Source organism: Nitrospirota bacterium (genome assembly GCA_016219645.1).
GTDB lineage: Bacteria > Nitrospirota > Nitrospiria > Nitrospirales > Nitrospiraceae > Palsa-1315.
The window spans coordinates 125,845-146,490 of record JACRLR010000040.1; the positions used below are offsets into that span (position 1 = coordinate 125,845).

The 20,646-nt window shown below is 55.6% G+C and carries 23 protein-coding genes; 11 read left to right on the forward strand and 12 right to left on the reverse strand.

The window, feature by feature from the left end; all coding sequences use genetic code 11:
- The first annotated feature begins 796 nt into the window (after positions 1-796).
- Entirely contained in the window at positions 797-1,189 is a 393-nt protein-coding gene (locus HZB34_13755; GenBank protein ID MBI5317025.1) for a hypothetical protein, read from the forward strand.
- A gap of 102 nt (positions 1,190-1,291) precedes the next feature.
- Here the strand turns inward: HZB34_13755 and HZB34_13760 are convergent, their stop codons facing one another.
- From HZB34_13760 to HZB34_13775, 4 genes are all read right to left on the reverse strand, one after another.
- Complete coding sequence (locus HZB34_13760) at positions 1,292-2,068, reverse strand: DUF3047 domain-containing protein (GenBank protein MBI5317026.1); 777 nt, start codon at positions 2,066-2,068, stop codon at positions 1,292-1,294.
- Between the two features lie 79 nt (positions 2,069-2,147).
- The gene (locus HZB34_13765; GenBank protein ID MBI5317027.1) at positions 2,148-3,704 is read right to left on the reverse strand and encodes a mercuric reductase; all 1,557 of its coding nucleotides are present in this window, start codon (positions 3,702-3,704) and stop codon (positions 2,148-2,150) included.
- 104 nt (positions 3,705-3,808) lie between these two features.
- Positions 3,809-4,498 (reverse strand): TVP38/TMEM64 family protein, encoded by a 690-nt coding sequence (locus HZB34_13770; protein ID MBI5317028.1) that lies wholly within the window; start codon positions 4,496-4,498, stop codon positions 3,809-3,811.
- 152 nt (positions 4,499-4,650) lie between these two features.
- On the reverse strand, positions 4,651-5,394 hold the full coding sequence (locus HZB34_13775; protein ID MBI5317029.1) for a hypothetical protein: 744 nt from the start codon (positions 5,392-5,394) through the stop codon (positions 4,651-4,653).
- A 415-nt stretch (positions 5,395-5,809) separates the two neighbouring features.
- Here HZB34_13775 and HZB34_13780 point away from each other — a divergent pair, with 415 nt between their 5' ends.
- Both HZB34_13780 and HZB34_13785 read left to right on the forward strand, forming a co-directional pair.
- On the forward strand, positions 5,810-6,454 hold the full coding sequence (locus HZB34_13780; protein MBI5317030.1) for a sulfite oxidase-like oxidoreductase: 645 nt from the start codon (positions 5,810-5,812) through the stop codon (positions 6,452-6,454).
- 71 nt (positions 6,455-6,525) lie between these two features.
- The gene (locus tag HZB34_13785) at positions 6,526-7,623 is read left to right on the forward strand and encodes a dipeptide epimerase (GenBank protein ID MBI5317031.1); all 1,098 of its coding nucleotides are present in this window, start codon (positions 6,526-6,528) and stop codon (positions 7,621-7,623) included.
- Position 7,624: 1 nt separating this feature from the next.
- On the opposite strand, the gene HZB34_13790 is transcribed toward HZB34_13785, so the two are convergent.
- Entirely contained in the window at positions 7,625-7,819 is a 195-nt protein-coding gene (locus HZB34_13790) for a DUF3565 domain-containing protein (protein MBI5317032.1), read from the reverse strand.
- 85 nt (positions 7,820-7,904) lie between these two features.
- On the opposite strand from HZB34_13790, the gene HZB34_13795 reads away from it, so the two are divergent.
- Positions 7,905-8,804, forward strand: coding sequence for an NAD(P)-dependent oxidoreductase (locus HZB34_13795; protein MBI5317033.1), 900 nt, complete (start codon positions 7,905-7,907; stop codon positions 8,802-8,804).
- 12 nt (positions 8,805-8,816) lie between these two features.
- Here the strand turns inward: HZB34_13795 and HZB34_13800 are convergent, their stop codons facing one another.
- The 4 genes from HZB34_13800 to HZB34_13815 all read right to left on the reverse strand — a co-directional run bounded on the left by HZB34_13800 (position 8,817) and on the right by HZB34_13815 (position 11,292).
- Positions 8,817-9,197, reverse strand: coding sequence for a hypothetical protein (locus tag HZB34_13800; GenBank protein MBI5317034.1), 381 nt, complete (start codon positions 9,195-9,197; stop codon positions 8,817-8,819).
- Positions 9,198-9,268: 71 nt separating this feature from the next.
- On the reverse strand, positions 9,269-9,763 hold the full coding sequence (locus HZB34_13805) for a heme-binding protein (GenBank protein MBI5317035.1): 495 nt from the start codon (positions 9,761-9,763) through the stop codon (positions 9,269-9,271).
- Positions 9,764-9,928: 165 nt separating this feature from the next.
- A complete protein-coding gene (locus HZB34_13810; protein ID MBI5317036.1) occupies positions 9,929-10,114 on the reverse strand; it encodes a hypothetical protein in 186 nt (61 codons plus the stop codon).
- Positions 10,115-10,251: 137 nt separating this feature from the next.
- Positions 10,252-11,292: a right-handed parallel beta-helix repeat-containing protein gene (locus HZB34_13815; GenBank protein ID MBI5317037.1), complete on the reverse strand. Its 1,041-nt coding sequence runs from the start codon at positions 11,290-11,292 to the stop codon at positions 10,252-10,254.
- An 87-nt stretch (positions 11,293-11,379) separates the two neighbouring features.
- Between HZB34_13815 and HZB34_13820 the strand changes: the two genes are divergently transcribed.
- From HZB34_13820 to thiI, 3 genes are all read left to right on the forward strand, one after another.
- Complete coding sequence (locus HZB34_13820; protein ID MBI5317038.1) at positions 11,380-11,982, forward strand: dephospho-CoA kinase; 603 nt, start codon at positions 11,380-11,382, stop codon at positions 11,980-11,982.
- 45 nt (positions 11,983-12,027) lie between these two features.
- Positions 12,028-12,948, forward strand: coding sequence for a thioredoxin-disulfide reductase (gene trxB, locus HZB34_13825; GenBank protein ID MBI5317039.1), 921 nt, complete (start codon positions 12,028-12,030; stop codon positions 12,946-12,948).
- An 82-nt stretch (positions 12,949-13,030) separates the two neighbouring features.
- Entirely contained in the window at positions 13,031-14,209 is a 1,179-nt protein-coding gene (gene thiI, locus HZB34_13830; protein MBI5317040.1) for a tRNA 4-thiouridine(8) synthase ThiI, read from the forward strand.
- Between the two features lie 20 nt (positions 14,210-14,229).
- On the opposite strand, the gene HZB34_13835 is transcribed toward thiI, so the two are convergent.
- Together HZB34_13835 and HZB34_13840 are read right to left on the reverse strand one after the other, a co-directional pair.
- The gene (locus HZB34_13835) at positions 14,230-14,769 is read right to left on the reverse strand and encodes a hypothetical protein (GenBank protein MBI5317041.1); all 540 of its coding nucleotides are present in this window, start codon (positions 14,767-14,769) and stop codon (positions 14,230-14,232) included.
- A gap of 204 nt (positions 14,770-14,973) precedes the next feature.
- The gene (locus HZB34_13840; protein MBI5317042.1) at positions 14,974-15,282 is read right to left on the reverse strand and encodes a hypothetical protein; all 309 of its coding nucleotides are present in this window, start codon (positions 15,280-15,282) and stop codon (positions 14,974-14,976) included.
- Between the two features lie 227 nt (positions 15,283-15,509).
- On the opposite strand from HZB34_13840, the gene queG reads away from it, so the two are divergent.
- From queG to HZB34_13860, 4 genes are all read left to right on the forward strand, one after another.
- Positions 15,510-16,538, forward strand: coding sequence for a tRNA epoxyqueuosine(34) reductase QueG (queG, locus tag HZB34_13845; protein ID MBI5317043.1), 1,029 nt, complete (start codon positions 15,510-15,512; stop codon positions 16,536-16,538).
- Positions 16,539-16,607: 69 nt separating this feature from the next.
- Positions 16,608-17,972: a sigma-54-dependent Fis family transcriptional regulator gene (locus HZB34_13850; protein ID MBI5317044.1), complete on the forward strand. Its 1,365-nt coding sequence runs from the start codon at positions 16,608-16,610 to the stop codon at positions 17,970-17,972.
- A 286-nt stretch (positions 17,973-18,258) separates the two neighbouring features.
- The gene (locus HZB34_13855) at positions 18,259-18,528 is read left to right on the forward strand and encodes a hypothetical protein (GenBank protein ID MBI5317045.1); all 270 of its coding nucleotides are present in this window, start codon (positions 18,259-18,261) and stop codon (positions 18,526-18,528) included.
- A 500-nt stretch (positions 18,529-19,028) separates the two neighbouring features.
- Positions 19,029-19,616, forward strand: coding sequence for a sce7726 family protein (locus tag HZB34_13860; protein MBI5317046.1), 588 nt, complete (start codon positions 19,029-19,031; stop codon positions 19,614-19,616).
- Here the strand turns inward: HZB34_13860 and HZB34_13865 are convergent.
- Positions 19,582-20,643, reverse strand: coding sequence for a beta family protein (locus HZB34_13865; GenBank protein MBI5317047.1), 1,062 nt, complete (start codon positions 20,641-20,643; stop codon positions 19,582-19,584). The two genes, HZB34_13860 and HZB34_13865, sit on opposite strands and share 35 nt — an antisense overlap.
- Positions 20,644-20,646 lie beyond the last annotated feature (3 nt).

A 20,646-nucleotide genomic window follows, 5' to 3' on the forward strand; every position in this document is an offset into this window, starting at 1 on the left:
AACCGGCTCAGGAAACCATACCCCTCTTATAGTGGGTTGTAAGGTGATTTATGTAGACATGTCTAGCTGTCCTCTTAAGCAAAATATCCCTGACACCTGCGAGATGATTGACTAGTCCATTTCCCATATCGTAAGCGCCAAACCTCCCTCAGTATTTGGTGATTACAGGCACCGTCCCTTCAATCTTTCCCGATTGAGCGGAGGCTGTTGGTATGCGTGGATGGATGCCTGATAGGTGGTTCAGTAAATATCTACGGTAAACTGTGGGGTTTTAGGTTGGCTCAGGGAGCCTTGCCCCTCTTAAGGGCAGAGGTTAACTCTTATTAGGCCATCATGCCGGTTGCTCCGGTTGCAATGGAGCCACGATGGCCAGAGTATTCTTGTGGAGATACCGGTTACTTCTAAGCATGAACCGGCTAGAAGCCTGCGGGCAACCTTTTCTTGTCACGCCGGAATTTCACTGGCCTGGACGTCATCGCGTCTTTCTCGCATACCTCGCGCTTCACGCGCCACGGTCTCTGTGAGACTTTCTTAGTATCCTGCCAAATGACAGAAGCGTTTGGGTTATGGCCGTGCAGGCTACTGCCGTCAGCTCCGCCTCATATCTGCAGATACGGTCATATTTGGACAAACGCATGCCGTTTTTCTCCTGCGTCCTTCGTATTTCACTGACCCTTAGCCACCAGCTCTTCTCATCTGCTCAATTTTCTTGATCAGTTTCGTACCGCACCAAGGCACACAGCTTGCTGAGGGGTTCTGGGTTGGAATTACCCCACTCACTGGAAGGAGGTTCGTAATGCACAAGGCGAAAAAGCAGATTCTCCCGGTCCTGCTCACTGTCCTGGCCATTGTTGCGTTGGCAGTCACTCCGGCGCTGGCCAAGGATTCGAAAACCAAGAAGTCCAGCCAATCTTCTGCAAAAACGGCGGCTGAAGCAGCTGGACATGTCCCGGAACAGCCCGAGGCACCCAAGGCAGGCCAGTTCGACTCTGCACCGGGCCCGGCCTGGAAAACCCTAGGTGGAACCCTCAAAAAAGTCGAAGGCAACATCTACACAGTTGAAGATTACGAAGGGAATCACGTCAAGCTGCTGGTCGGACAAGGGACGAAACAGCTCCACAAGAAAAAGGTTGGGGACACTGTCCGCGCGGAAATTACGCGAGGCGGCTTCGCGAATTCCATTCAGTAACTCCCATTTCGAATCCGCGCACCCATCTCACGCGCGGGAGTGTCCATGAAGAGGCCGGCCCTGAACAGGTCGGCCTCTTCTTTTTTCCCCTTCCTTGAAGGGCTATTTCCCAACCGAAACAAACTGGATGTCGCCATAATAGGCAGTGGCCCGTTCCTTCGTGTTGTCCGTGTCGGTCATGATGGCGACGCCGTTCATCAACGGTGGTTCTTCGCCGAATGCCCTCTTGTAATCTTCATAGATGTTCCGTTCTTCACTCACCCAGAGACCCACCTTCTGGGCTCCACTCTCCACCACAACCATCTGCGCAAAATCGGTATAGGCATTCTCAACAATCGCCCCGACCGGCGCGTGCGTGTCCCAAATGTAATTCAACGCCCCGATCGGAATGTCGCCAAAGATCGCTTGACCGGCTTTGAACTTGAGCTTCTTGCCGAAACTGACTTTGTCCGGATCGTAGGCGAAGGTAATATAGAGCCTCGCTGGAAAATCATCGCCGTCTTTCCTGGTCACGTCGTTGTGTTTCAGAATATTCTCGATCTTCCATCGCCACCGCACAATCGGGTATTCCTTTGGATCGATGTTGACTGCTTTGATGAGGCCGGAAGCGGAGGCCTCGCTCACGGCCTTGACGACGACTGCGTCTCCATCCTTGACTAATTCATACACCGTCTGTTTCGGAATCTTCTTAAACGTGAGCGGCTTCCAACCTTCCGGGACAGTCTGCCCGACCATCCCGCTCGAAAACTTCGCAACGTCGATCACCGACGGAGACTCAGCCCTGGCAGCTATGGGTGCAATGAGTAGCCCCAACGCAATCAGCACGAATTTCCACACCCTTCTTTCTATCCACTTTTGCGATGAGGGAGGATAGGTCATCCGTACGCTCGCGTGTCCAACGAGGGCCTTCTGAGGCTGCGCGTTGCGCGAGCACAGAAGATCATCAGCCGGCATCCCCTCACCTCCTCCTCATCCATGCGAACAACTTCGCAAGCCAGGCCTTCGTACTCGGAGTGAAATGTTCCTTCCGCCAAAGATTCACCACCTTCTTGTTCACTTCTGCCTGGGTTGGATAGGGATGGATCGTCCCGGCGATCGTCTTGGCTCCGCCGCCGGCTTTCATCGCCACGGAAAACTCACCGATCATCTCGCCTGCGTGCGACGCTACGATTGTAGCTCCAAGTATCTTGTCCGTGCCCTTCTGAATGTGAATCCTCGCGAAACCCTCTTCTTCTCCATCGAGGATCGCGCGATCGACCTCATCGAGCTTGTAGGTGTAGGTTTCGACCCCGATGCCTTTCTCTTTTGCATCCCTCTCATACAGTCCGACATGCGCGACTTCCGGCTCCGTGAAGGTGCACCAGGGCATGATCAAGGAATCGACGCTTGCGTAGCCCAATCCAAGCGGATGTGGAAACAAGGCATTCTGACTAACGATCTGCGCCATGGCATCGGCCGCATGGGTAAATTTGTAGCGGGAGCAAACGTCGCCCGCCGCGAAGATCTTGGAATTCGTCGTTTGCAGCCGTTCGTTCACCGTGATCCCATTCTTGTCGAACTCAACGCCGACCGCCTCCAGTCCGACTCCCTCGACATTCGGAGTCCGGCCGACGCCGACAAGAATCTCGTCGACCGTTACATCGTACCGCTGACCGTGTGAATCGACCGTCAGCCGCTTGCCGGCCTCCGTTCTTTGTACCTTCACATCCTTCCCGCAACAGAGCAACTTTACCCCGTCGCGCAACATCTGCTGCTCGACGATGTCTGCTGCATCGCGGTCCTCTTTCGGCATGATGCCGTGAGTCGTTTCGATCAGGTAGACCTGGCTCCCGAAACGGGCGAACGACTGCGCCAACTCGCAGCCGATGGGGCCAGCCCCGATCACCCCGACGCGTGGCGGCAACTCCGTCAGCGAGAAGACTGTTTCGTTGGTGAGATAGCCCGCCTCTCCCAGGCCGGCTGTCGAAGGTACGGTGGGTCGCGCGCCGGTACAAATCGCGGCCCTTGCAAAGGTCAAGGTCCTGTTGCCGGCCGGTCCTTGGACTTGGATGCGATCGGTTCCAATGAAGTGCCCGTTGCCGATATAGACATCCACGCCCAGCTTGGTATAGCGGTTGGCCGAATCGTTGTGGCTGATCCGTGCCCTCAGCTTCCTCATGCGGGCCATTGCGGCTCCGAAATCGTACTTCACACCGGGAGGAATATGGAGACCGAACTCCTCGGCATTTCGCAAGTCGGTCCAAGCCCGCGATGCCCGAATCATTCCCTTTGAGGGCACGCAGCCGACATTGAGACAATCGCCGCCCATCAAGTGTTTCTCAATCAACGCCACTTTGGCCCCTAGGCCGGCAGCAATGACAGCCGTTATCAATCCTGCCGTCCCAGCCCCGATGACCACGATGTTGTAGCGGCCAGCCGGTTCAGGATTGACCCAATTGGACGGATGGACATTATCTTTCAGAATACGATTGTGCTCGTCGTTCGGTAAAAGGAGACCCTCTGTATGCTCACGCATCGAGGCCGTCCTCTCTGAACTGGGGGCAATCATAACGGGATTTTCCTTTTCTACTACACTTCACGCTTCACGCCTCACGTTTCACGTTTCACGGAATTCGCGCGTCATACCTTTTTGACCGAGAACCTCTTGTAAGCGATCGGCACAAGCGCGAGGAGCCCGAGGAGCACGAAAGCGGCAATGACCTTGGCGGAGGCGATGTCACCCAACGAGTTGATGGTCCCCAGTTGGCGGCCCGCATAGGCATAGACGAAGGAACCAGGGATGATGCCCAGGGCTGTGGCGGCTATGTAGCTTCCGACGTTCATTCTCGTCAAACCGGACACCAGATTGACGGCAAAAAATGGAAAGAGCGGAATCAGCCGGAGTGTGACGAGATAGCTGAACGCGTTTTTAGCAAACCCTTGTTGGAGCGGTTCCAACCACTTGCCGAATCTCTCCTCCACCCAGTCCCGCAACAGGTAGCGCGCAGCCAGAAACGCGAGTGTCGCTCCTGCTGTCGCTCCGAGGTTCACCAGCAGGGTGCCGAAGATACTACCGAATAAGAACCCTCCGGCCAATGTCAGGATCACTGCGCCTGGCAGCGACAACCCCGTCACCGCAATGTAGCAGAGGACGAACAGCGCCGCGGCTCCGACAGAGTTGGCTTCCGTGAAGGCTAGCAAGTGATCGCGATTATCTTTCAGTGCCGCCAATGACAAAAATCGTCCGAGATCAAAATAGAAGAAGGCTCCGATTGCGCCAGCAATCACCACGGCAATGGCAAGTTTTCCGGCACTCGAGTTAGCCGGCATAGCTGTCTCAGACAAGGGGGTGGGCATAGTAATCTCGTCTTGTATCATGGGGACTCCTCTTTTGACTGTCAATGTCGGACAGACTGCTAGAAGTTTCGTCGCTGGCCCCTGCAGGATATTACAAGCCAGTCTCTCGTGCGGCAGGGCCCTTTTTAGGAAGCAGATAGTGGGAAGGGTAGGTATTGCTTGGGGATTCCACAATATTGAGAGGGTGGGGAATTCCCGGCTTGGACCACCCGAAACTGAAGAAGGGCATGACAGCCAGACCAGTTCGTATAGGAGCCTGTGGGGAAAATATTGGCGACTGCTTTTTTTCTGAGTCGATTCGAGGGGCCTTTTAAGGGAGATTTACGTGGAGGGGGGGGATATTCCCATTGATAGTTGCTGACATCACGATTCATGTCGAGCCGGCCAAAGGCTCGCTCGAACGGATCGATCATTCCGTCATGGTTCTTGTCGAGTTCTTGAAAGTGATCGTGCAGGATCTCACCGGCCTGGGGATTTGGCGGTCGGCCTGCTCGGCGGTCCCTGCTGGGATCATAACGTTGCGGCTGCTCGAGTATTCCATGATACGAGAGGTCCGGCTTCGGCTCGACGATGGCTGGGGAAGGCCGTTCTATCACCGCCTTCTGGTGGAGAGTGATCTTCCGGGGAACTTGCTTGGAGGGTTTCTGTCCCTGCGCCACCGTAGGCAGCATCTTGGTTGACTCAGTCCCGGCCTGTGGCTTGGCATCTGCCCTGGGTGACTTTGCTGAACCATGGCGTTCTGGGGCGAGCGGATGAACCACTGGTTGCTTGGCAGAAGTCGCCAACGCAAGGGAGTCCAACCCTCCGAAACCACTCAGAGGCACCAAGATCCCTACAAGGAGAAACCAGCCTGTATATGGATGTAACACTGTCCTCCCTCGGCGGACTTTCACGAAAGCCTTTCAAGTGTATCAGGCCCTATGATGCCTCAAAGACCCCGGATTCCTTAAGTGAATTCCTACTCCTGTCCAAAGACCTCCTACTGTCTAGAACCTTCCCAAACCCTGGCACGCTTTTCTAGCAGGCTGTTGAGAAAGTCCGCCAGCGGCGTTCTCGCTGCGCGCAGAGGCTCAACGTACTACAGAGAGTACGCGTCGCCTCGTCGCTTGCTGCGGCCTTGCTGAACGGCCTTTCTGAACAGCCTGCGATGGCTTCTGAACGGGTCTGCGAGCATCCAGATGTTTCGTGTCTGTTTTGCTCGAGTCGTTTGTCAACACACTGCCAGAGATCTTGCCAGTTGTCAGAAAGGCCTTGGCTCGCGTAGTCTGTGATGAGGAGGCCACCATGGACGAACCCAGCAGACTGACCAAGACGAAGGAGCAATGGGCCAAGGCGCGCCGAGGGGGTGAAGAACGGGAGGTATTTTACGAAGGAGACGCCCGCCTGCCACCGGGGCAGCACCTCGTCGAGACATTTCCTGTGCTGGATCTGGGATTTAAGCCTGACATTCCCTTGACTGACTGGAGCCTGACCATAGACGGGTTTGTGACCACCCCTGTTACCTGGACATGGGAGCAATTCTTGGCGCAACCCCAATTCACAGATGTCTCAGACTTCCATTGTGTGACGAGCTGGAGCCGATTCGACAACGAATGGGAAGGGGTCAGTTTCCAGCACATCCTGTCCGTCGTGAAGCCGCTGTCTTCTGCAAAGTTCGTTCTCTTCAAATCGTTCGACGACTACACCACCAATTTGCCGCTTGAATCCTGCGATGACAGCGACGTGCTGCTCACTTACAAATGGAACGGCAAACCCCTCACGAAAGAACACGGAGGCCCGGTTCGCGTGATCGTTCCGAAGCGTTATGCCTGGAAGGGCGCAAAGTGGGTGAAGGAGATTACCTTTTCGGATAAGGATGCAAAGGGGTTTTGGGAAGTGAGGGGCTATTCGAATAGCGCGCTTCCTTGGAAGAATGATCGCTATGGGTGAGACCGAATGGATCAGATGGATCCATTAACGGCCTTCTTAATCTGAAGAATTTCCTTCCCACCAAGCACAAAATGTCGGGCAGCATACGTAAGATCGAATTTTGGCCGGTGGATGTGCCCATCACTGACCCATTTGTCGTCGCCACAGGCGCGCGAACGATTGCGGAAAACGTCTTCCTGCAAATTACCCTATCGAACGGCGCCCAAGGATATGGCGAGGCAGCGCCGTTTCCCGAAGTTGGAGGAGAGACGCGTGATGGTTGCCTTACGGCACTCCGCCAACTCTGCACGACAGTGCTTGGTCGTTCAGCTGCAGATTACAAGAATATAGCGCTGGAGCTGTCCGAGCAAGCGCCCACTCATCCAGCCGCACGTTGTGGACTCGAAACCGCCGTCATCGATGCCCATTGCCGTTCGTCAAACATCCCGCTGTGGCAGCTCTGGGGTAGCGCGGATGTGCGGGCGCGAGAAACGGACATCACCATTCCTATCACCGACCGCGACAGGACCGTCGCTCTGGCGCGCGGATGGTATGAACGGGGATTTCGCCTCTTCAAAATGAAGGTCGGCAAGGATGTGGAAAGCGACCTTCGGCGTCTGGAAGCAGTCCACCGCGCACTTCCCGGCATTTCATTCATCGGTGATGGCAACCAGGGCTTCTCACGCCGGGACTGCCTGACGTTTGCGCGGGGAGTCAAAGCATTCGGCGGGACAATGGTGCTGCTTGAACAGCCGGTCGTGCGGGAGGACCTCGACAGCATGGCGGCAATCCGTCGAGAGACCGGTATTTCTGTTGCAGCGGATGAATCGGTCCGCTCGCTTGCGGACGCGCAAGAAGTCGTCGCCCTGAGAGCAGCTGATTACATCAATATCAAGATCATGAAGACCGGCGTAGTTGAAGCGGTGGAGATTGCCTCCTTCACCAAAACGTCAGGCCTCAAACTGATGATCGGTGGGATGGTCGAAACACGCATCGCAATGGGCTGTTCTTTTAGCCTGGTTCTAGGGCTCGGAGGTTTCGACGTACTCGACCTCGATACCCCGCTCTTACTGACCGGCGATCCCGTCACAGGTGGCTACCAATACAACGGCCCTCAGCTGCAAACCTGGTCAAGCCCAGGACTCGGTATGAGGGTAGCACCTTCTTTGAACGTGACGACCGTCGAATAGTTCAACCGCTCGCCTCATCACATTTCTTGCAGTTTAACGTCTCACCGAGATGTTGTTTCCGACCTTCTTCTTTCAGAACCCAGGGCCGATTCGTCATCGGCGGCTGGTGACGCACATGCTGACCATGGCCGCATTGCAGATCTGCGACCCAGTCACCCTGTTCGTCCAGATGAAACCCAATAATGGGTTGATGCATACGCAAGCCTCCCTGACATCCTCGTTACGGAGTCGAGGTATGGTAGACTCGCGCGCATGCTAACATGAACGAAGGAGTAACGGTGATGCGGCAATCGACATTAAGGATCGGCTTCGTCGGGGTTGGACGGATGGGGGCTAACATGGCCCGGCGCTTGAGGGATCAGCAAGAAACCGTCGTGGCTGTTTACGATAGGGACCACACGAGGGCCGCCGACCTTGCGACCGAGTTAGGCTGTGAAGCGGCTGCAACCCCAGCCCGTGTTGCAGAACTCGCCGGCATCATATTCACAGTCGTGTCTGATGACGCTGCGATGCGTCAAATATTTTCTTCAACCGGCACGGAGAGTCTTCTCCGCCATGCTAAGGACCGTCTTTTCGTGAACTGCGCCACCCTCTCGCCCTCTATGCACATCGAGGTCGAAACTCTGGTGACTCAACATGGAGGCCGAAGCCTCGAAGCCTGCATGGCCAGCAGCATCACGCAGGCGCGTCAAGGCACACTCTACCTCATGTGCGGCGGACGTCCGGATGTGTTCGAGTCGGCGAAACCCCTGTTGGAGAAATTGAGTGCTCACCTCCGCTATATCGGGACGTCAGGAGAAGCAGCGAAGGTCAAAGCCCTAGTCAACATGGTGATGAACTGCAATACGGCGGCGCTGGCCGAAGGGCTCGGACTTGGAGCGGCACTCGGCCTCGATCTGACAATGTTGCGAGGTATCTTCGCTCAAACGGGAGCCGCATCGCGCGTGTTAGAGACGGACGGCGAGGATATGCAGAACCGCGCACATGACTGCTACTTCTCGGCTATCCATGCAGCCAAAGACTCGGGCATCGCCCTTTCGTTAGCGAAGGCTGCCGAGGTCACAGTCCCATTAGCTCAAGCGACCTACGATCAATACCAGCGGCTGGTCACACTTGGGAAAGGCGAGCTGGACAAATCCGCCGTCTCTGAACTCACCTTCAAAGACCGAAGCTCGCACTAGCAGGATGCTCCCTCACCGTTTCTCAAAGGGAAGTTCTGACCTCTGACTGGCGGGAAAGTACGCCCACCGCTTCTGCTCGTTCTCGTCGAAGCTGCCAAGAAATGTCACGTATCGATTGAGGGTGCGAAACTCCGCGAGCGTGATGGTGCAGTGTATGGTGTCGACGACGCGGGCATCAAACTGGCCTACCACATAGAGCAGGCCCGCTCCCGCTTGATAGAGATTCCGTCGACTCACATACCCCGTATTGGGGAACAGCGTCTCCTCAACCGAACAGCCATCAGGCCCTTCGATCGCGAGCCGAAGGTTGTGTCTGGAGAGGAACATATCCGTGGCAACCCTGGTGATCGTCAGGCGGATATGATCAGCCGGGAATTCAACAGTGGCTGGCACCGCTTCATCACTGTTACAGGCGGCCAACAATAGCAATAGGCCGGCCACGTACCTTACCGGATACGTCCTGTTCACTTGGTTGCTGGAACTTTCGGCGCTGCGCCAATCGCTTCCAGCCCTGCCTGAGCGCAGGCATCGTCGAGGTGCGCACCTGGTGCCCCCCCAACTCCAATCCCTCCGACGAGCTCACCACCGATCTCGATGGGCAGTCCGCCCCCGAGCAGCAGTATCTGATCGTTCATGTCGCGAAGGGCTTGCAGGGTCGGCACCTTGGTGACCAGCTCAGCAAGCTCCGTCGTTGGGCGCCGGAGACTCGCGGCTGTATAGGCCTTCTTCCTGCTACTATCGACCGTATGGGGCCCGGCCCCATCGGCTCGGCCCATAGCGCGAAGCACGCCGGCTCGGTCCACAACCGACACGCTTACCCGGTGACCGTCTTTGTTGCAAGCATCCAGCGATGCCTGGATTGCCTTGGTGGCCTTCCCTATCGGCAACACTGCTTCTCTTGGCAATTCATCAGACGCCTGGACTGTATAAGGCATCAGCAGCAGAGCCGTCGCGACCATCAGTTGAAAGGCCAGGGGGACAGAACGCCTCTGAGGAGGTAGGCGAAGACGAGCCATTGGTATATCTCCCTGTAGAAGAACTCTGGACGGGAATGAGGGTACGAAGCCCTGACAGGACTGTCAAGGGGTGAATTCTTGGAGTTCAGGAGAGGAGGAATGCGGTCGTCAGCTCCAGACGACGCGCTCTTGATTGAGGAGATAGTCGATCACTTCGATGCTATTGCGCATCTGGATCTGGGCCTTTTCAGACATGGGGAGGACGGCACCGACCAGCTTGCCTGACTCGACATCGTCAAGCGACGGAATCCCTTCAGGTCCACGCTTTTCCAGCTCTTGTCGGTAACTTGCCACGCTTGCCTCCTGTTTATCTGAAAAGTCCAGCAAATCCTACGCCAGAAAATCATCACCTATCTGACTATCGGCGTACAGGAAGCATAGCACATGGAAATCAGCATGCCGGTGAGAGTGGTCATCCTATTGATTCAAAGCTACTTTTCAGCTGATCGAGGTGCAGCTGGCGAGGCAGGTGGAAGGGCCCCGAGGTATGGGAAATGGCCGATCTTTTGAAGCGGTGTATCGAGGCGCAGTCGAAAATCGTCATGCATTGGGTCAACAAAGTACGGGTCACCGGTAATATCTGACCGGGCCTTGAGTTCCGGGGCCGGTTGGTTTGGGTTACCCGCACGAAAATAATCACCCTCCCGGTTGTAGAACGCATTGAACGCGGTGCTGGTCTGGGTGGATGAGGCGATCACAAACCCGACACGATTGAGCCCGACGACATTGCCGGTGACATCGCTCTGTGATTGCCCAAGAAACGATGCGCCACCATCATTCTTGACCAATGTATTGCTCACCAGCACGGCTCTGGCATGATCGCTGACCACGATGGCTTCAAACAGACTTCGGGTAATGACATTTCGCTCTAATCGCACCGTCGACTTGCCGGCAATCGAGACCCCATGATCGTTATCATGAATCACATTCCCAATGAGGATGGCCTCTGAATCGGCAAACTGAGCTCCGGTCGTCTCGCTCCCCCCGATGACACAATCCTCAATCCGTACATTCTGGACCTGCTGACTGAACATCATGCCATTGATCTTCATCCGACGGAGGACAATCCCTTGCCCATTGAACAGACCGACAGCATGGCCGCCACGGTCATTGATGGTCATGTCGCTGATTTCAATGTTCGTTGCCCCATAGGGCCACTTGCCGACATGCAGTGCGCCCACCATGGTATCACGCCCGAGAATCGTTACCTGGTCCATGCCAGCCCCAACGAACCTAATCTTTTCCTTGCTGTGGATAGTCACATCCTGTGGATAGTGACCTGCCTTGACGAAGACCATATCCCCTTTCTTCGCGGCATCCACCGCTTCCTGAAGAGAGCTATAGTCCCCGGTTCCATCCAACGCAACCACCAGGGTCCGAGGGACCGGCAACGGCCCCTCTTCAGCCCACACCGAGCCGAAGACCCCCAACCAGGTCGCCGCGAGGAGGCAGAGGAAAACTTGGCTTTTCATGCGTGATCTCATACAGACCTTCCGTGGCGGAAGTCAATCAGGGCCGGTGGTTGTGAGGTGCGGACCCTCGTGCTATGCTCCGCTCCCATGATTGTCGTTGGCCTCACAGGGGGTGTCGCCTCTGGCAAAAGCACCGTCGCCAAGATGTTCAATCAATGTGGCGCCGTTGTCATCGATGCCGATGAACTTGCGAGGGAGGTCGTCAAACCAGGCAAACCGGCATGGCGAGAGATCGTAGACACGTTCGGTAAATCCGTCCTCAACCCCGATCGCACCATCAACCGCCGAGCTCTAGGTGCCATTGTCTTTGGAAATCGAGCCAAGCTGCGCCGCCTTGAGAGAATCGTTCACCCGCGCGTCTCACGCGAACAGGCCCGGCTGACAAAACAAACCGTGCGCAAGGATCCCGATGCCGTCGTGATCTATGATGTCCCCCTCCTCTTCGAAGCCGGCGTAGACAAACGTGTCGACAAGATCATCGTGGTCACCGCCGACCGCGAAACCCAGATTGCGCGCCTCAAGAAAAGAAACGGACTAATCAGGACTCAGGCAATCCGCCGCATCAACAGCCAAATGCCCCTGTCAAAGAAGATCCGACGAGCCGACCACCTGTTAGATGGAACCCTCCCTCGCCCTTCGCTTCACAAGCAGGTCGGTCACCTATTGAAAAGCCTCCGCCTTCTCGCTTAACCAGCGCCGTGCATTCCCTCCACCCCCTGTGCTAAATTTTCGCCTATGCGCAACGTCGCGATCATAGGCTCGGGACCTGCTGGACTGACAGCCGCAGTCTATGCAGCCCGGGCGAACCTCTCACCTCTGCTCATAGAGGGCTGGCAATCGGGCGGGCAGCTCACGACGACTACCGAGGTAGAGAATTACCCCGGTTTTGCCAAGGGCATCATGGGCCCTGAGCTGATGAAGGAGATGCGCGCGCAGGCGGAGCGCTTTGGCACCGAATTCCTTACCGGAGATGTTTCCTCGGTCGATGTCATGAAACGCCCCTTCGGCATCACTGTCGATGGTGAAAAGACCGTACACAGCAAGACGCTCATCATTGCGACCGGCGCATCGGCCATTACGATCGGGCTCAAGAATGAATCGCGCCTGACCGGCCACGGCGTCTCAACCTGTGCCACTTGCGATGGATTTTTCTTCAAAGGGAAAGAGCTGATCGTCGTCGGTGGGGGCGACAGCGCGATGGAAGAAGCGACGTTCCTGACGAAGTTTGCAACCAAGGTCTCGATTGTTCACCGGCGCGACAAACTTCGAGCCTCCAAAATCATGCAAGACCGGGCAATGAAGAACGAGAAGATCTCGTTTGTCTGGAACTCCGTTGTCGAAGACATCCTGGGAAATGACATGGTGACAGGCGCGCGAGTGCGGAATCTTGTAACCGGCAAGGTCACAGAAGTGCCTTGTTCTGGCGTCTTCGTCGCAATTGGGCACCGCCCCAACACCGCTCTGTTCGCCGGCCAGCTGGAGATGGATACAAAAGGCTACCTCATCACCAATGACGGCACCGCCACCAGCATCCCCGGCGTCTTCGCGGCCGGAGATGTGCAAGATTCGAAATATCGTCAGGCTGTCACCGCTGCTGGCTCAGGCTGCATGGCAGCCATCGACGCTGAACGATTTTTGGAAGCGCTCGGCGCGTGAAACGTCGTTCGTAAACAAAGATGGAACCCCTCTGCAAAGCCAACCTCGCTTCACGCTTCACGAACGACGAGCGACGCACGTTATGAGATGCGCGATCGTCCATTACCACGAACTTGCCCTCAAAGGCCGCAACCGGGAATACTTCGAGCAACGACTTGTGCGTAATATCCAATGGAGCCTGAAAGATATCGGCGTCAGGCGCGTCGAGAACCTTCGCAGCAGGGTTCGCGTCAGCCTGCCTGACACAGTTCCAGACCAGTCCGTCATTGACCGGCTCACACGGGTCTTTGGGATCGCCAACTTTTCGCTCGCGCATGGGTTGCCGCTCGATCTGGACAAGCCGGACCTGAAAACACTCAGCAAGGCAATTATAGAATCCCTCCGGCCCGAATCCTTTTCGACCTTTCGCGTATCGGCGAAACGGTCCGATAAACGGTTGACTCTGACTTCCATGGAAATCGCGCGAGATATAGGTGCCGCTGTCTGTGAAGAAACAGGAAAAAAAGTCAGTCTGAAGGACCCGGACATCACGGTGTATCTCGAACTGCTTGCCAAAGAGGTCTATTATGCTATCAGAAAGATTCAGGGACCGGGCGGGATGCCGGTCGGAGTCAGCGGAAAGGTCGCTTGTTTGATCTCCGGAGGGATTGATTCGCCGGTTGCAGCCTATCGTATGATGAAGCGGGGGTGCCGGGTCCTCTTCGTCCACTTCTCAGGCCGACCTCTCGTCAGCCGTGCCTCGGAAGAAAAAGTCCGCGAACTGGTCCAACTCCTCACAAGCCATCAATACACATCGAAGCTTTACATCGTCCCGTTCGGGGAGATCCAACAGGATATTGTGGCAAGCGCGCCGGCCCCCTATCGCGTGGTGCTCTACCGGCGTGTCATGATCCGCATTGCAGAGGAATTAGCTAGGCGGGAACAATGTTGGGGCCTTGTCACGGGCGATAGCTTGGGGCAGGTCGCCTCGCAGACCCCCGAGAACCTGACGGTCATCGAAGAGGCGGCGGAACTGCCGATCCTGCGCCCGCTCATCGGTATGGATAAGTTGGAAATTACCGACCAGGCGCGACAGATCGGCAGCTTCGCCACGTCGATCGAGCCGGATCAAGACTGCTGCTCACTCTTCACTCCGCCGCACCCCAGCACGAGGACTAGGCTCGATGATATTCTGAAGGTTGAACGGCTGTTCGATATTGACGGACTGGTGAAACAGGGACTCGACAAGGCCGAGCTGTCTCAATTCAGATTTCCTCTGTAGCGTAATATTTGCTAGGATCCTCACTGCGACTGGATCGGCTTCGACTGGGCAAGTGCCTTTTCCTTTATCAGGCGAAAATGCGATTCCAAATCTCTCTTCATCGCTAAAGCGATGAGCCACTCCGGCATATTCGAATCAACCTCTACAAGCAGTTCAAACTCGCCTTGTGTATGGACCCCTCCGTCGATCGGGGAGAGTTTCCAGAGCCGGCGGTACTGTTTGAAGTCGCCCCCCTTCAATTCCGTCAGAAACCCACCGGGCGGCAGAGCCCTCGTCTCGCTCAAGAGGCGGCGTTCCCCCGGAAGCAAGACATGTTCGATCCGAATATCCGTAAATACCTTGCCGTCTTGCTCACGTATTTCTGCCATCCGCATCCGTACGTCGAAAAGCTCAGGCCAACGGGCATAGTCGGTCAATATTCGCCGAATGATTGCCGGTTCCACTGGAAAGAGAATCGTGGCAGTTGCCCGCACGCCGCCCGCGGGTTCCGTACGAACATCCAGCAGGACAGACTCGGCTGCACTGCTCCACCCTGCCCAGCCAAGCACGAGGCAACTCATGACGATCATCGCACGCCACAACATAGGGCCAGTATACAGACTCCGTGAGACCCAGACGAGTAAAAGCGTGTTGAATCCCAATTGACGGTTCCAAACATCCCTGTGCTAGGATGCGACGTGATGACTCGCTGGTCCTTCCTGTTACTCATGCTCGTCGGCCTGTTCTGCTTCGCGGGAACGGCTCACGCACAGCCCATGGATGATTCACACCCCACGACTGAACAGTCGTGTAGTTTTGGCATGGCAAAGGGAGAGGGTTCGCAGAGCTGCCTTGTCCCTTTCCCCATAGGCTGCCTTGTGGTTCATATCCCCGGAACCAGCAAACCATGGACGACCATCTCCAAGGGTGGCAAAACCTCCTGCCGATTTGACGACAGCACGACGGACTGGAAAAGCAAGATCACCGGCTCTTGCGACCAATGCAAATCCGACCATTGCTCGGTCCAGTTTATTGTCCGCTTTGACTGTTCCCAACAATCGCACTAACAGGATGCTGAAAAAATCCGCCAGCATCGTTCTCGGCTCATCGAAATCCTCAACGTACCCCGCCCGGGAAAAGAGCTGTTCCGACAGCTCGGGGTGGGTGGGTGAAAACCGCCACGCCTCCGGTTTCGATTCGCCTGCGGCCTTGCTGGACGGCCTTTTTAAGCATCCTGGTCTGTATTCTCCTGCTATCCCAAGCCTGACGACCAGTGAAATTGCAGCGTGCCCACCTAGTCTTCCACCAATTACCAGCCATCATGTCCTTAGCTGAAGCAATCAAAGCCGAAGCTCGATCCCTAGGTTTTGAGGCCGTCGGCATCAGCCGAGTAGACGAAAGCGGCCAGCCATCAGCGATCAGCTACCAGCCGAACTCATCCCTTCCTGACCCCGCTGCCTCCTTATCCCGTCGCTTGTTCGGTTATCTCACCGAATGGCTCAGACTGGGCTACCACGGCGCAATGGCCTGGATGACGCGCGACCCAATCCGTCGATGCGACCCGCGATTGGTATTGCCAGGGTGCCGATCGATGGTATCGGTCGGCATGAACTACTACACAGACAACCGTGCGAACGAGCAGCCTGGAATGGGGCGCATCGCACGCTATGCATGGGGAAAGGATTATCATACGGTGATGAGCCAGCGACTCGCGCAACTCGAAGCGAAGATCGTAGCACTGGCGCCAGACGTCGCTACACGCAGCTACGTCGATACAGGCCCGATCATGGAAAAGGCCTGGGCCCAGGAAGCCGGCCTCGGCTGGATCGGGAAACATTCCAATCTCGTCTCGGCCGAATGTGGGTCCTGGCTTCTGCTCGGGGAGATCCTGACGACCCTGGATCTGGAACCGGATGAGCCTGCCACAGATCTGTGTGGAAGCTGTACCCTTTGTATTCAAGCCTGTCCGACCGGCGCCATCGTGGAACCCTATGTCGTCGATGCCCGACTCTGTATCTCGTACCTGACCATAGAATTACGAGGTGGTCGAGAGGTTATCTCTGACGAACTCGCCTCTCAAATGGGGAATCGCATTTTCGGCTGCGACGATTGCCTGGATATCTGTCCCTTCAACCTTCGGGCAGACACGACGAATGAACCGGCGTTTACCCCTACCCCCTTGACCCTCGCTCCTAGCCTCAAGGCTCTGGCCGAGGTCAGCGATGAAAGTTTTGCGAATTCGTTCAAGGAAAGCCCCCTCAAACGAGCAAAACGAAGCGGCCTCCTTCGAAATGTGGGGATTGCAGAGGAAAACTGCCGCCGACAGACAGGGCGCCAAGCCTCCCAATAGACCCCCCTTCTTTCTTTCCGGGAAGAGGAGTACGCTGTTTTCAATATTCAGGGTGACTCGCGGGGAGGCTTGAATAACTTGCACCCTCCGATCTTGCTGCTCATCTCGGCCGATCCTCTGGCCAAGCTCTTGCTCGAGCAGGCCCTCGACCAGCGCAACGCCACGATCCTTGTTGCTGCCACGACCGACGAGGGTCTGCGCATCCTGAAAGACCAAGCAGACCTCGTACTCGTCGTGTGTGATGAAAGCCGGGGACGGATTTTGAGCCAGGTAATCCTGTCTCAGGCTATACGCGTCGCTCACCACCTTCCGGTGATTATCCTTGGAACAGATGGATCAGCAAAAACCGCTGTCGATGCGTTACACCGTGGCGCCAGCGACTACCTCGCGCAGCCTGTCACGGCAAAGGATCTCCGGACGGCCATCCACAAGACCCGCGCACTAGAAACGCCAGGGTCCCGAATTCCTGTCGAGCAGACCTTCGCTTTCGATCAAATCATTGGCCGGTCGCCCCAGATGAAACTGCTGAAACACCTGGCAGCAGAAGTCGCCCAAACCAATGCCACTGTCCTTATCACAGGCGAAAGCGGTACAGGAAAAGAACTCTTCGCCCAGGGGATCCATGTAGCCAGCCCCAGATCTAAAGGCCCCTTTGTGGCGCTCAATTGTGCTGGTATTCCCGAGCACCTCCTCGAATCGGAATTGTTCGGCTATCAGAGAGGCGCCTTTACCGATGCGAAACAGGCCAAGCCGGGACGATTCCAACAAGCGGAGGGAGGCACGCTCTTCCTCGACGAAATCGGTGAACTGAGTCCTTCTGCGCAGGCGAAACTCTTACGCGTCTTGGAAAGTCGGCAGGTCGATCCGCTAGGGGACACCCAAAGCATTCATGTCGACATTCGCGTGATTGCGGCCACCAACGAAGATCTGCCGGCACAGATCAAGGCCGGACGATTCCGCTTGGATCTCTATTATCGGCTGAACGTGTACCAACTGCGCATTCCGCCGCTCCGCGAACGACCCGAAGATATCGAACCAATCCTCATTTCCTTCCTGGATGTCGCCCGCCGAGATCATGGCTGTCGTATCACTGGCATCGCTTCAGCCGCATTGACAATCTTGCAGAACCACGCCTGGCCAGGCAACGTACGGGAGCTGCACAACGTGGTCGAAGGGCTCACCATCACGTGCAAGGATGAGACGATCACACCGGACCATCTCCCTGCCTCCGTGCGAGACGCTCCATCGGTGGGATCGAGCAGAGAGATTGACCAGCCCTCGCTCCTGGACTTTGGTCTCTCTGCCCAGGACATGGAGAAAAAACTGTTACAGGAGGCGCTGCAACGCGCTGGTGGCAACATATCCGAAGCCAGCCGACTCCTCAAGATCACCCGTAATACACTCAGATATCGAATGGCGAAGTACCACCTCTAATCGTATGCTGAAACAGACCCCCAACTTTGTTCTGGGCTCGGCAGAATCCTCAACGTAGCCAGCAGGCTACGCCTCCGGTTCTGCCATCACCTGTGGCCTCGTTGGATGGCCTGTTTGAGCATCCTCACCCGAGCATGCGGAGTTCAGCGGGCACTGACAGAATTGTCCGTCACAGCCGACGATCAAACCACGTAGCAGAGTCTGGCCCGCTTGCGTAGGCCTCTCTTGTCTTCCACGGTGCGCTTATCTAGAATGTGCCGTCTTGCAGGACTTAGGGGAGGAGTCGGTGAAGGGTCTACGGTTCGAACGTATCGGAAAAAACCGCTACTACAATGTGGTCTTCCACATGGGGAACAGCTACGTGCCAGTGAGTGATGAGACCCTGGAAGAACTCAAAGCCCAAAGTCTACTCCCAGTCGAACGGTTTCTCGACTTCTTAATCGACCGCGTCGGCTACTCCTCCTACCTCAAAGAGCAGATCCGTGCAGAACTCAAAGCTTCCGGCGATCCGGTGACGCAGATCACGGTGCTACAAGGCGCCATCCGCGAACTCTAAGCGGCTGCTGAAAATTCCGACATTCTCACCCACCCAACCCCGGCGCGCCAAGACGCGCTCTTTCCCAAGCTTCGTTCTCAGTCTCGTGCCTCCCTGCGACGTACCGCAAGGGTACGCCTCAGTCGTCCTGATCCCTGCGGCCTTGCTGGCGGAAATTTTGAGCATCCGATAAAGCCCCTAAAGCCCCTAAAAAGACGACCCCGTTAAGGACTGGTTGATTGGCGTGATCGTTGACAAGGGAACGTCGATGTCATTCGTCCACAAAATCTGCAAGGACTCCAGCCTCCGAACTCTCGAAGTCCGAACCTACCAAGACTACCCGTCTTGTATCCCTAAATCAGATACCTGATAAGTCGCTGATATCCCCTTCCTTCAAATTTGACCTTGAGACTTTGGTGCGGGCCTTCTAAAATGACTGTTGTCTCAGCCGTATCACATTTCTTGCGTTTCTATTGTGTCGTGTTTCTCCAATCAAATATCTCGCGGGATACTGTGACCTGATGAGCAACAATCTCGTTCTTGGCGACTCTGAAATCCGTTCGGTTCTTCGATCCAGCCTTTCAAAAAAACACGCCAATACATCTCGGACAGTCTTCATCGAAGAACTTGGGCTCTGCCGTGGGCAGGTAAGAGTCGACCTTTCGGTCGTCAACGGCCTGCTGCATGGATATGAAATCAAGTCTGATCGGGATAGTTTTCGTCGGTTACGCGGCCAGGTGGAACTCTATGGGAAGGTGTTAGATCGAGCAACACTAGTGGTGGGTGAGCGCCATTTGGATGAAGCACTCGATAACGTGCCTGAATGGTGGGGAATCTTACTTGCTCATCGATCGGCCAAGGGGCTGCAGCTCAAAACCATGCGTTCACCACGCAGTAATCCCAAGAAAGATCCTCGCGCCTTGGTTGAGCTATTGTGGCTCGATGATGCTCTAGCATTGCTGGAGAAACGTGATACCGCACGAGGTTTTCGGGGAAAAGCTCGTTGGATTGTTTGGGATCGAGTCTGCGAAATTTGCAGTCTCAACGAAATCGCAAGAGCTGTGAGAATACAACTCAAGGCCAGGGCAAAGAAGCGAGTGCCTGTGTAACCACTGAAAGATGATGGGTAGTCCCCAGTTGGCGCCATACCCCAGCTGATCCCAAACTCGGAGCTCCATCTGCCGCCGCCTTCATCGCATGACAACCGTTGCAGTGATCTGATCCGCAAAAACTTGACCGGAAATTCCCATAAACAAGTTCATGAGCCAGAGCAGGAAACTGCTCGCCCGCGCGAATAGCTTTAGTACTCTCGCCCTTTATCAACAACCACTCATTCTCCAAGGTGTACCGAATAGCGGCAGACACCGGCATTATCCGAGGGTCAAATCCCTCAACACCTGCCGGATGTTGAATCACGCAGTCACTAAAAGTCGGAAGGCGAGGAATATTATTTTTCTCATCGTAAAGATGCCGCTTCCATGCCAGCCAATCACCTCGCTCAGCAAGAGCATGTGAATTCCTGTCGACTCCTCTCATGCTCTTAGGGAAAGCGCAGGCCGAAATTGTGAACGTGTGCCATCGACTATGATCAGGAACTTCGGCCATGAAGGCGCCAGTCAAGGCTTCGATCCCTTCAACAATGAAGTCCTCTACTGCGCCCAGATCAATAATGAGATCTAACTGTTCTGGCGTAAGATTGTGTTCGGTCAAGAACACATTTACTCGTGTGGAGAGATCTCCTTGCTCAAACTCCGTTCGAGTTAATCGGAGTGCGAGCCCATATTCTCTGTGAGCAAGAGCGGGACCCACATCTGCCGTACGGGATATTCCTGTGACAGGAGTAAATACGATACCGGCGTCTGATGCCCGCTGAAAAACATCGGCCGCACCTGCCTGCCCTTCAACGGCTATCTCACGCGTGTCAAGAAAGCACCGCGAGTATGGGCGAATGGTTTCTGCAAGATCGGTGAACGCCGTATCAAGATGGCCGCTGCGAGTTTTGGGAGGTTTTCTCTCAACAATCTCTAGAAGAGGGGTCATTCGTGACTGGAGAATTGGGGAAATACGCTGAAGAGCTCTTTTCTCTCCTCCCTTCACTTTGAGCACCGGCACGTAATGATCTGGCCCAAATGTCATGTC

Bases quoted from the DNA above. Each gene is read 5' to 3' on its own strand.
- HZB34_13755 (MBI5317025.1), top strand. From the start codon at position 797: ATGCACAAGGCGAAAAAGCAGATTCTCCCGGTCCTGCTCACTGTCCTG.
- HZB34_13760 (MBI5317026.1), bottom strand. From the start codon at position 2,068: ATGACCTATCCTCCCTCATCGCAAAAGTGGATAGAAAGAAGGGTGTGG.
- HZB34_13765 (MBI5317027.1), bottom strand. From the start codon at position 3,704: ATGCGTGAGCATACAGAGGGTCTCCTTTTACCGAACGACGAGCACAAT.
- HZB34_13770 (MBI5317028.1), bottom strand. From the start codon at position 4,498: ATGCCGGCTAACTCGAGTGCCGGAAAACTTGCCATTGCCGTGGTGATT.
- HZB34_13780 (MBI5317030.1), top strand. From the start codon at position 5,810: ATGGACGAACCCAGCAGACTGACCAAGACGAAGGAGCAATGGGCCAAG.
- HZB34_13785 (MBI5317031.1), top strand. From the start codon at position 6,526: ATGTCGGGCAGCATACGTAAGATCGAATTTTGGCCGGTGGATGTGCCC.
- HZB34_13790 (MBI5317032.1), bottom strand. From the start codon at position 7,819: ATGCATCAACCCATTATTGGGTTTCATCTGGACGAACAGGGTGACTGG.
- HZB34_13795 (MBI5317033.1), top strand. From the start codon at position 7,905: ATGCGGCAATCGACATTAAGGATCGGCTTCGTCGGGGTTGGACGGATG.
- HZB34_13805 (MBI5317035.1), bottom strand. From the start codon at position 9,763: ATGGTCGCGACGGCTCTGCTGCTGATGCCTTATACAGTCCAGGCGTCT.
- HZB34_13815 (MBI5317037.1), bottom strand. From the start codon at position 11,292: ATGAAAAGCCAAGTTTTCCTCTGCCTCCTCGCGGCGACCTGGTTGGGG.
- HZB34_13820 (MBI5317038.1), top strand. From the start codon at position 11,380: ATGATTGTCGTTGGCCTCACAGGGGGTGTCGCCTCTGGCAAAAGCACC.
- trxB (MBI5317039.1), top strand. From the start codon at position 12,028: ATGCGCAACGTCGCGATCATAGGCTCGGGACCTGCTGGACTGACAGCC.
- thiI (MBI5317040.1), top strand. From the start codon at position 13,031: ATGAGATGCGCGATCGTCCATTACCACGAACTTGCCCTCAAAGGCCGC.
- HZB34_13835 (MBI5317041.1), bottom strand. From the start codon at position 14,769: ATGAGTTGCCTCGTGCTTGGCTGGGCAGGGTGGAGCAGTGCAGCCGAG.
- HZB34_13840 (MBI5317042.1), bottom strand. From the start codon at position 15,282: ATGCTGGCGGATTTTTTCAGCATCCTGTTAGTGCGATTGTTGGGAACA.
- queG (MBI5317043.1), top strand. From the start codon at position 15,510: ATGTCCTTAGCTGAAGCAATCAAAGCCGAAGCTCGATCCCTAGGTTTT.
- HZB34_13860 (MBI5317046.1), top strand. From the start codon at position 19,029: ATGAGCAACAATCTCGTTCTTGGCGACTCTGAAATCCGTTCGGTTCTT.
- HZB34_13865 (MBI5317047.1), bottom strand. From the start codon at position 20,643: ATGACATTTGGGCCAGATCATTACGTGCCGGTGCTCAAAGTGAAGGGA.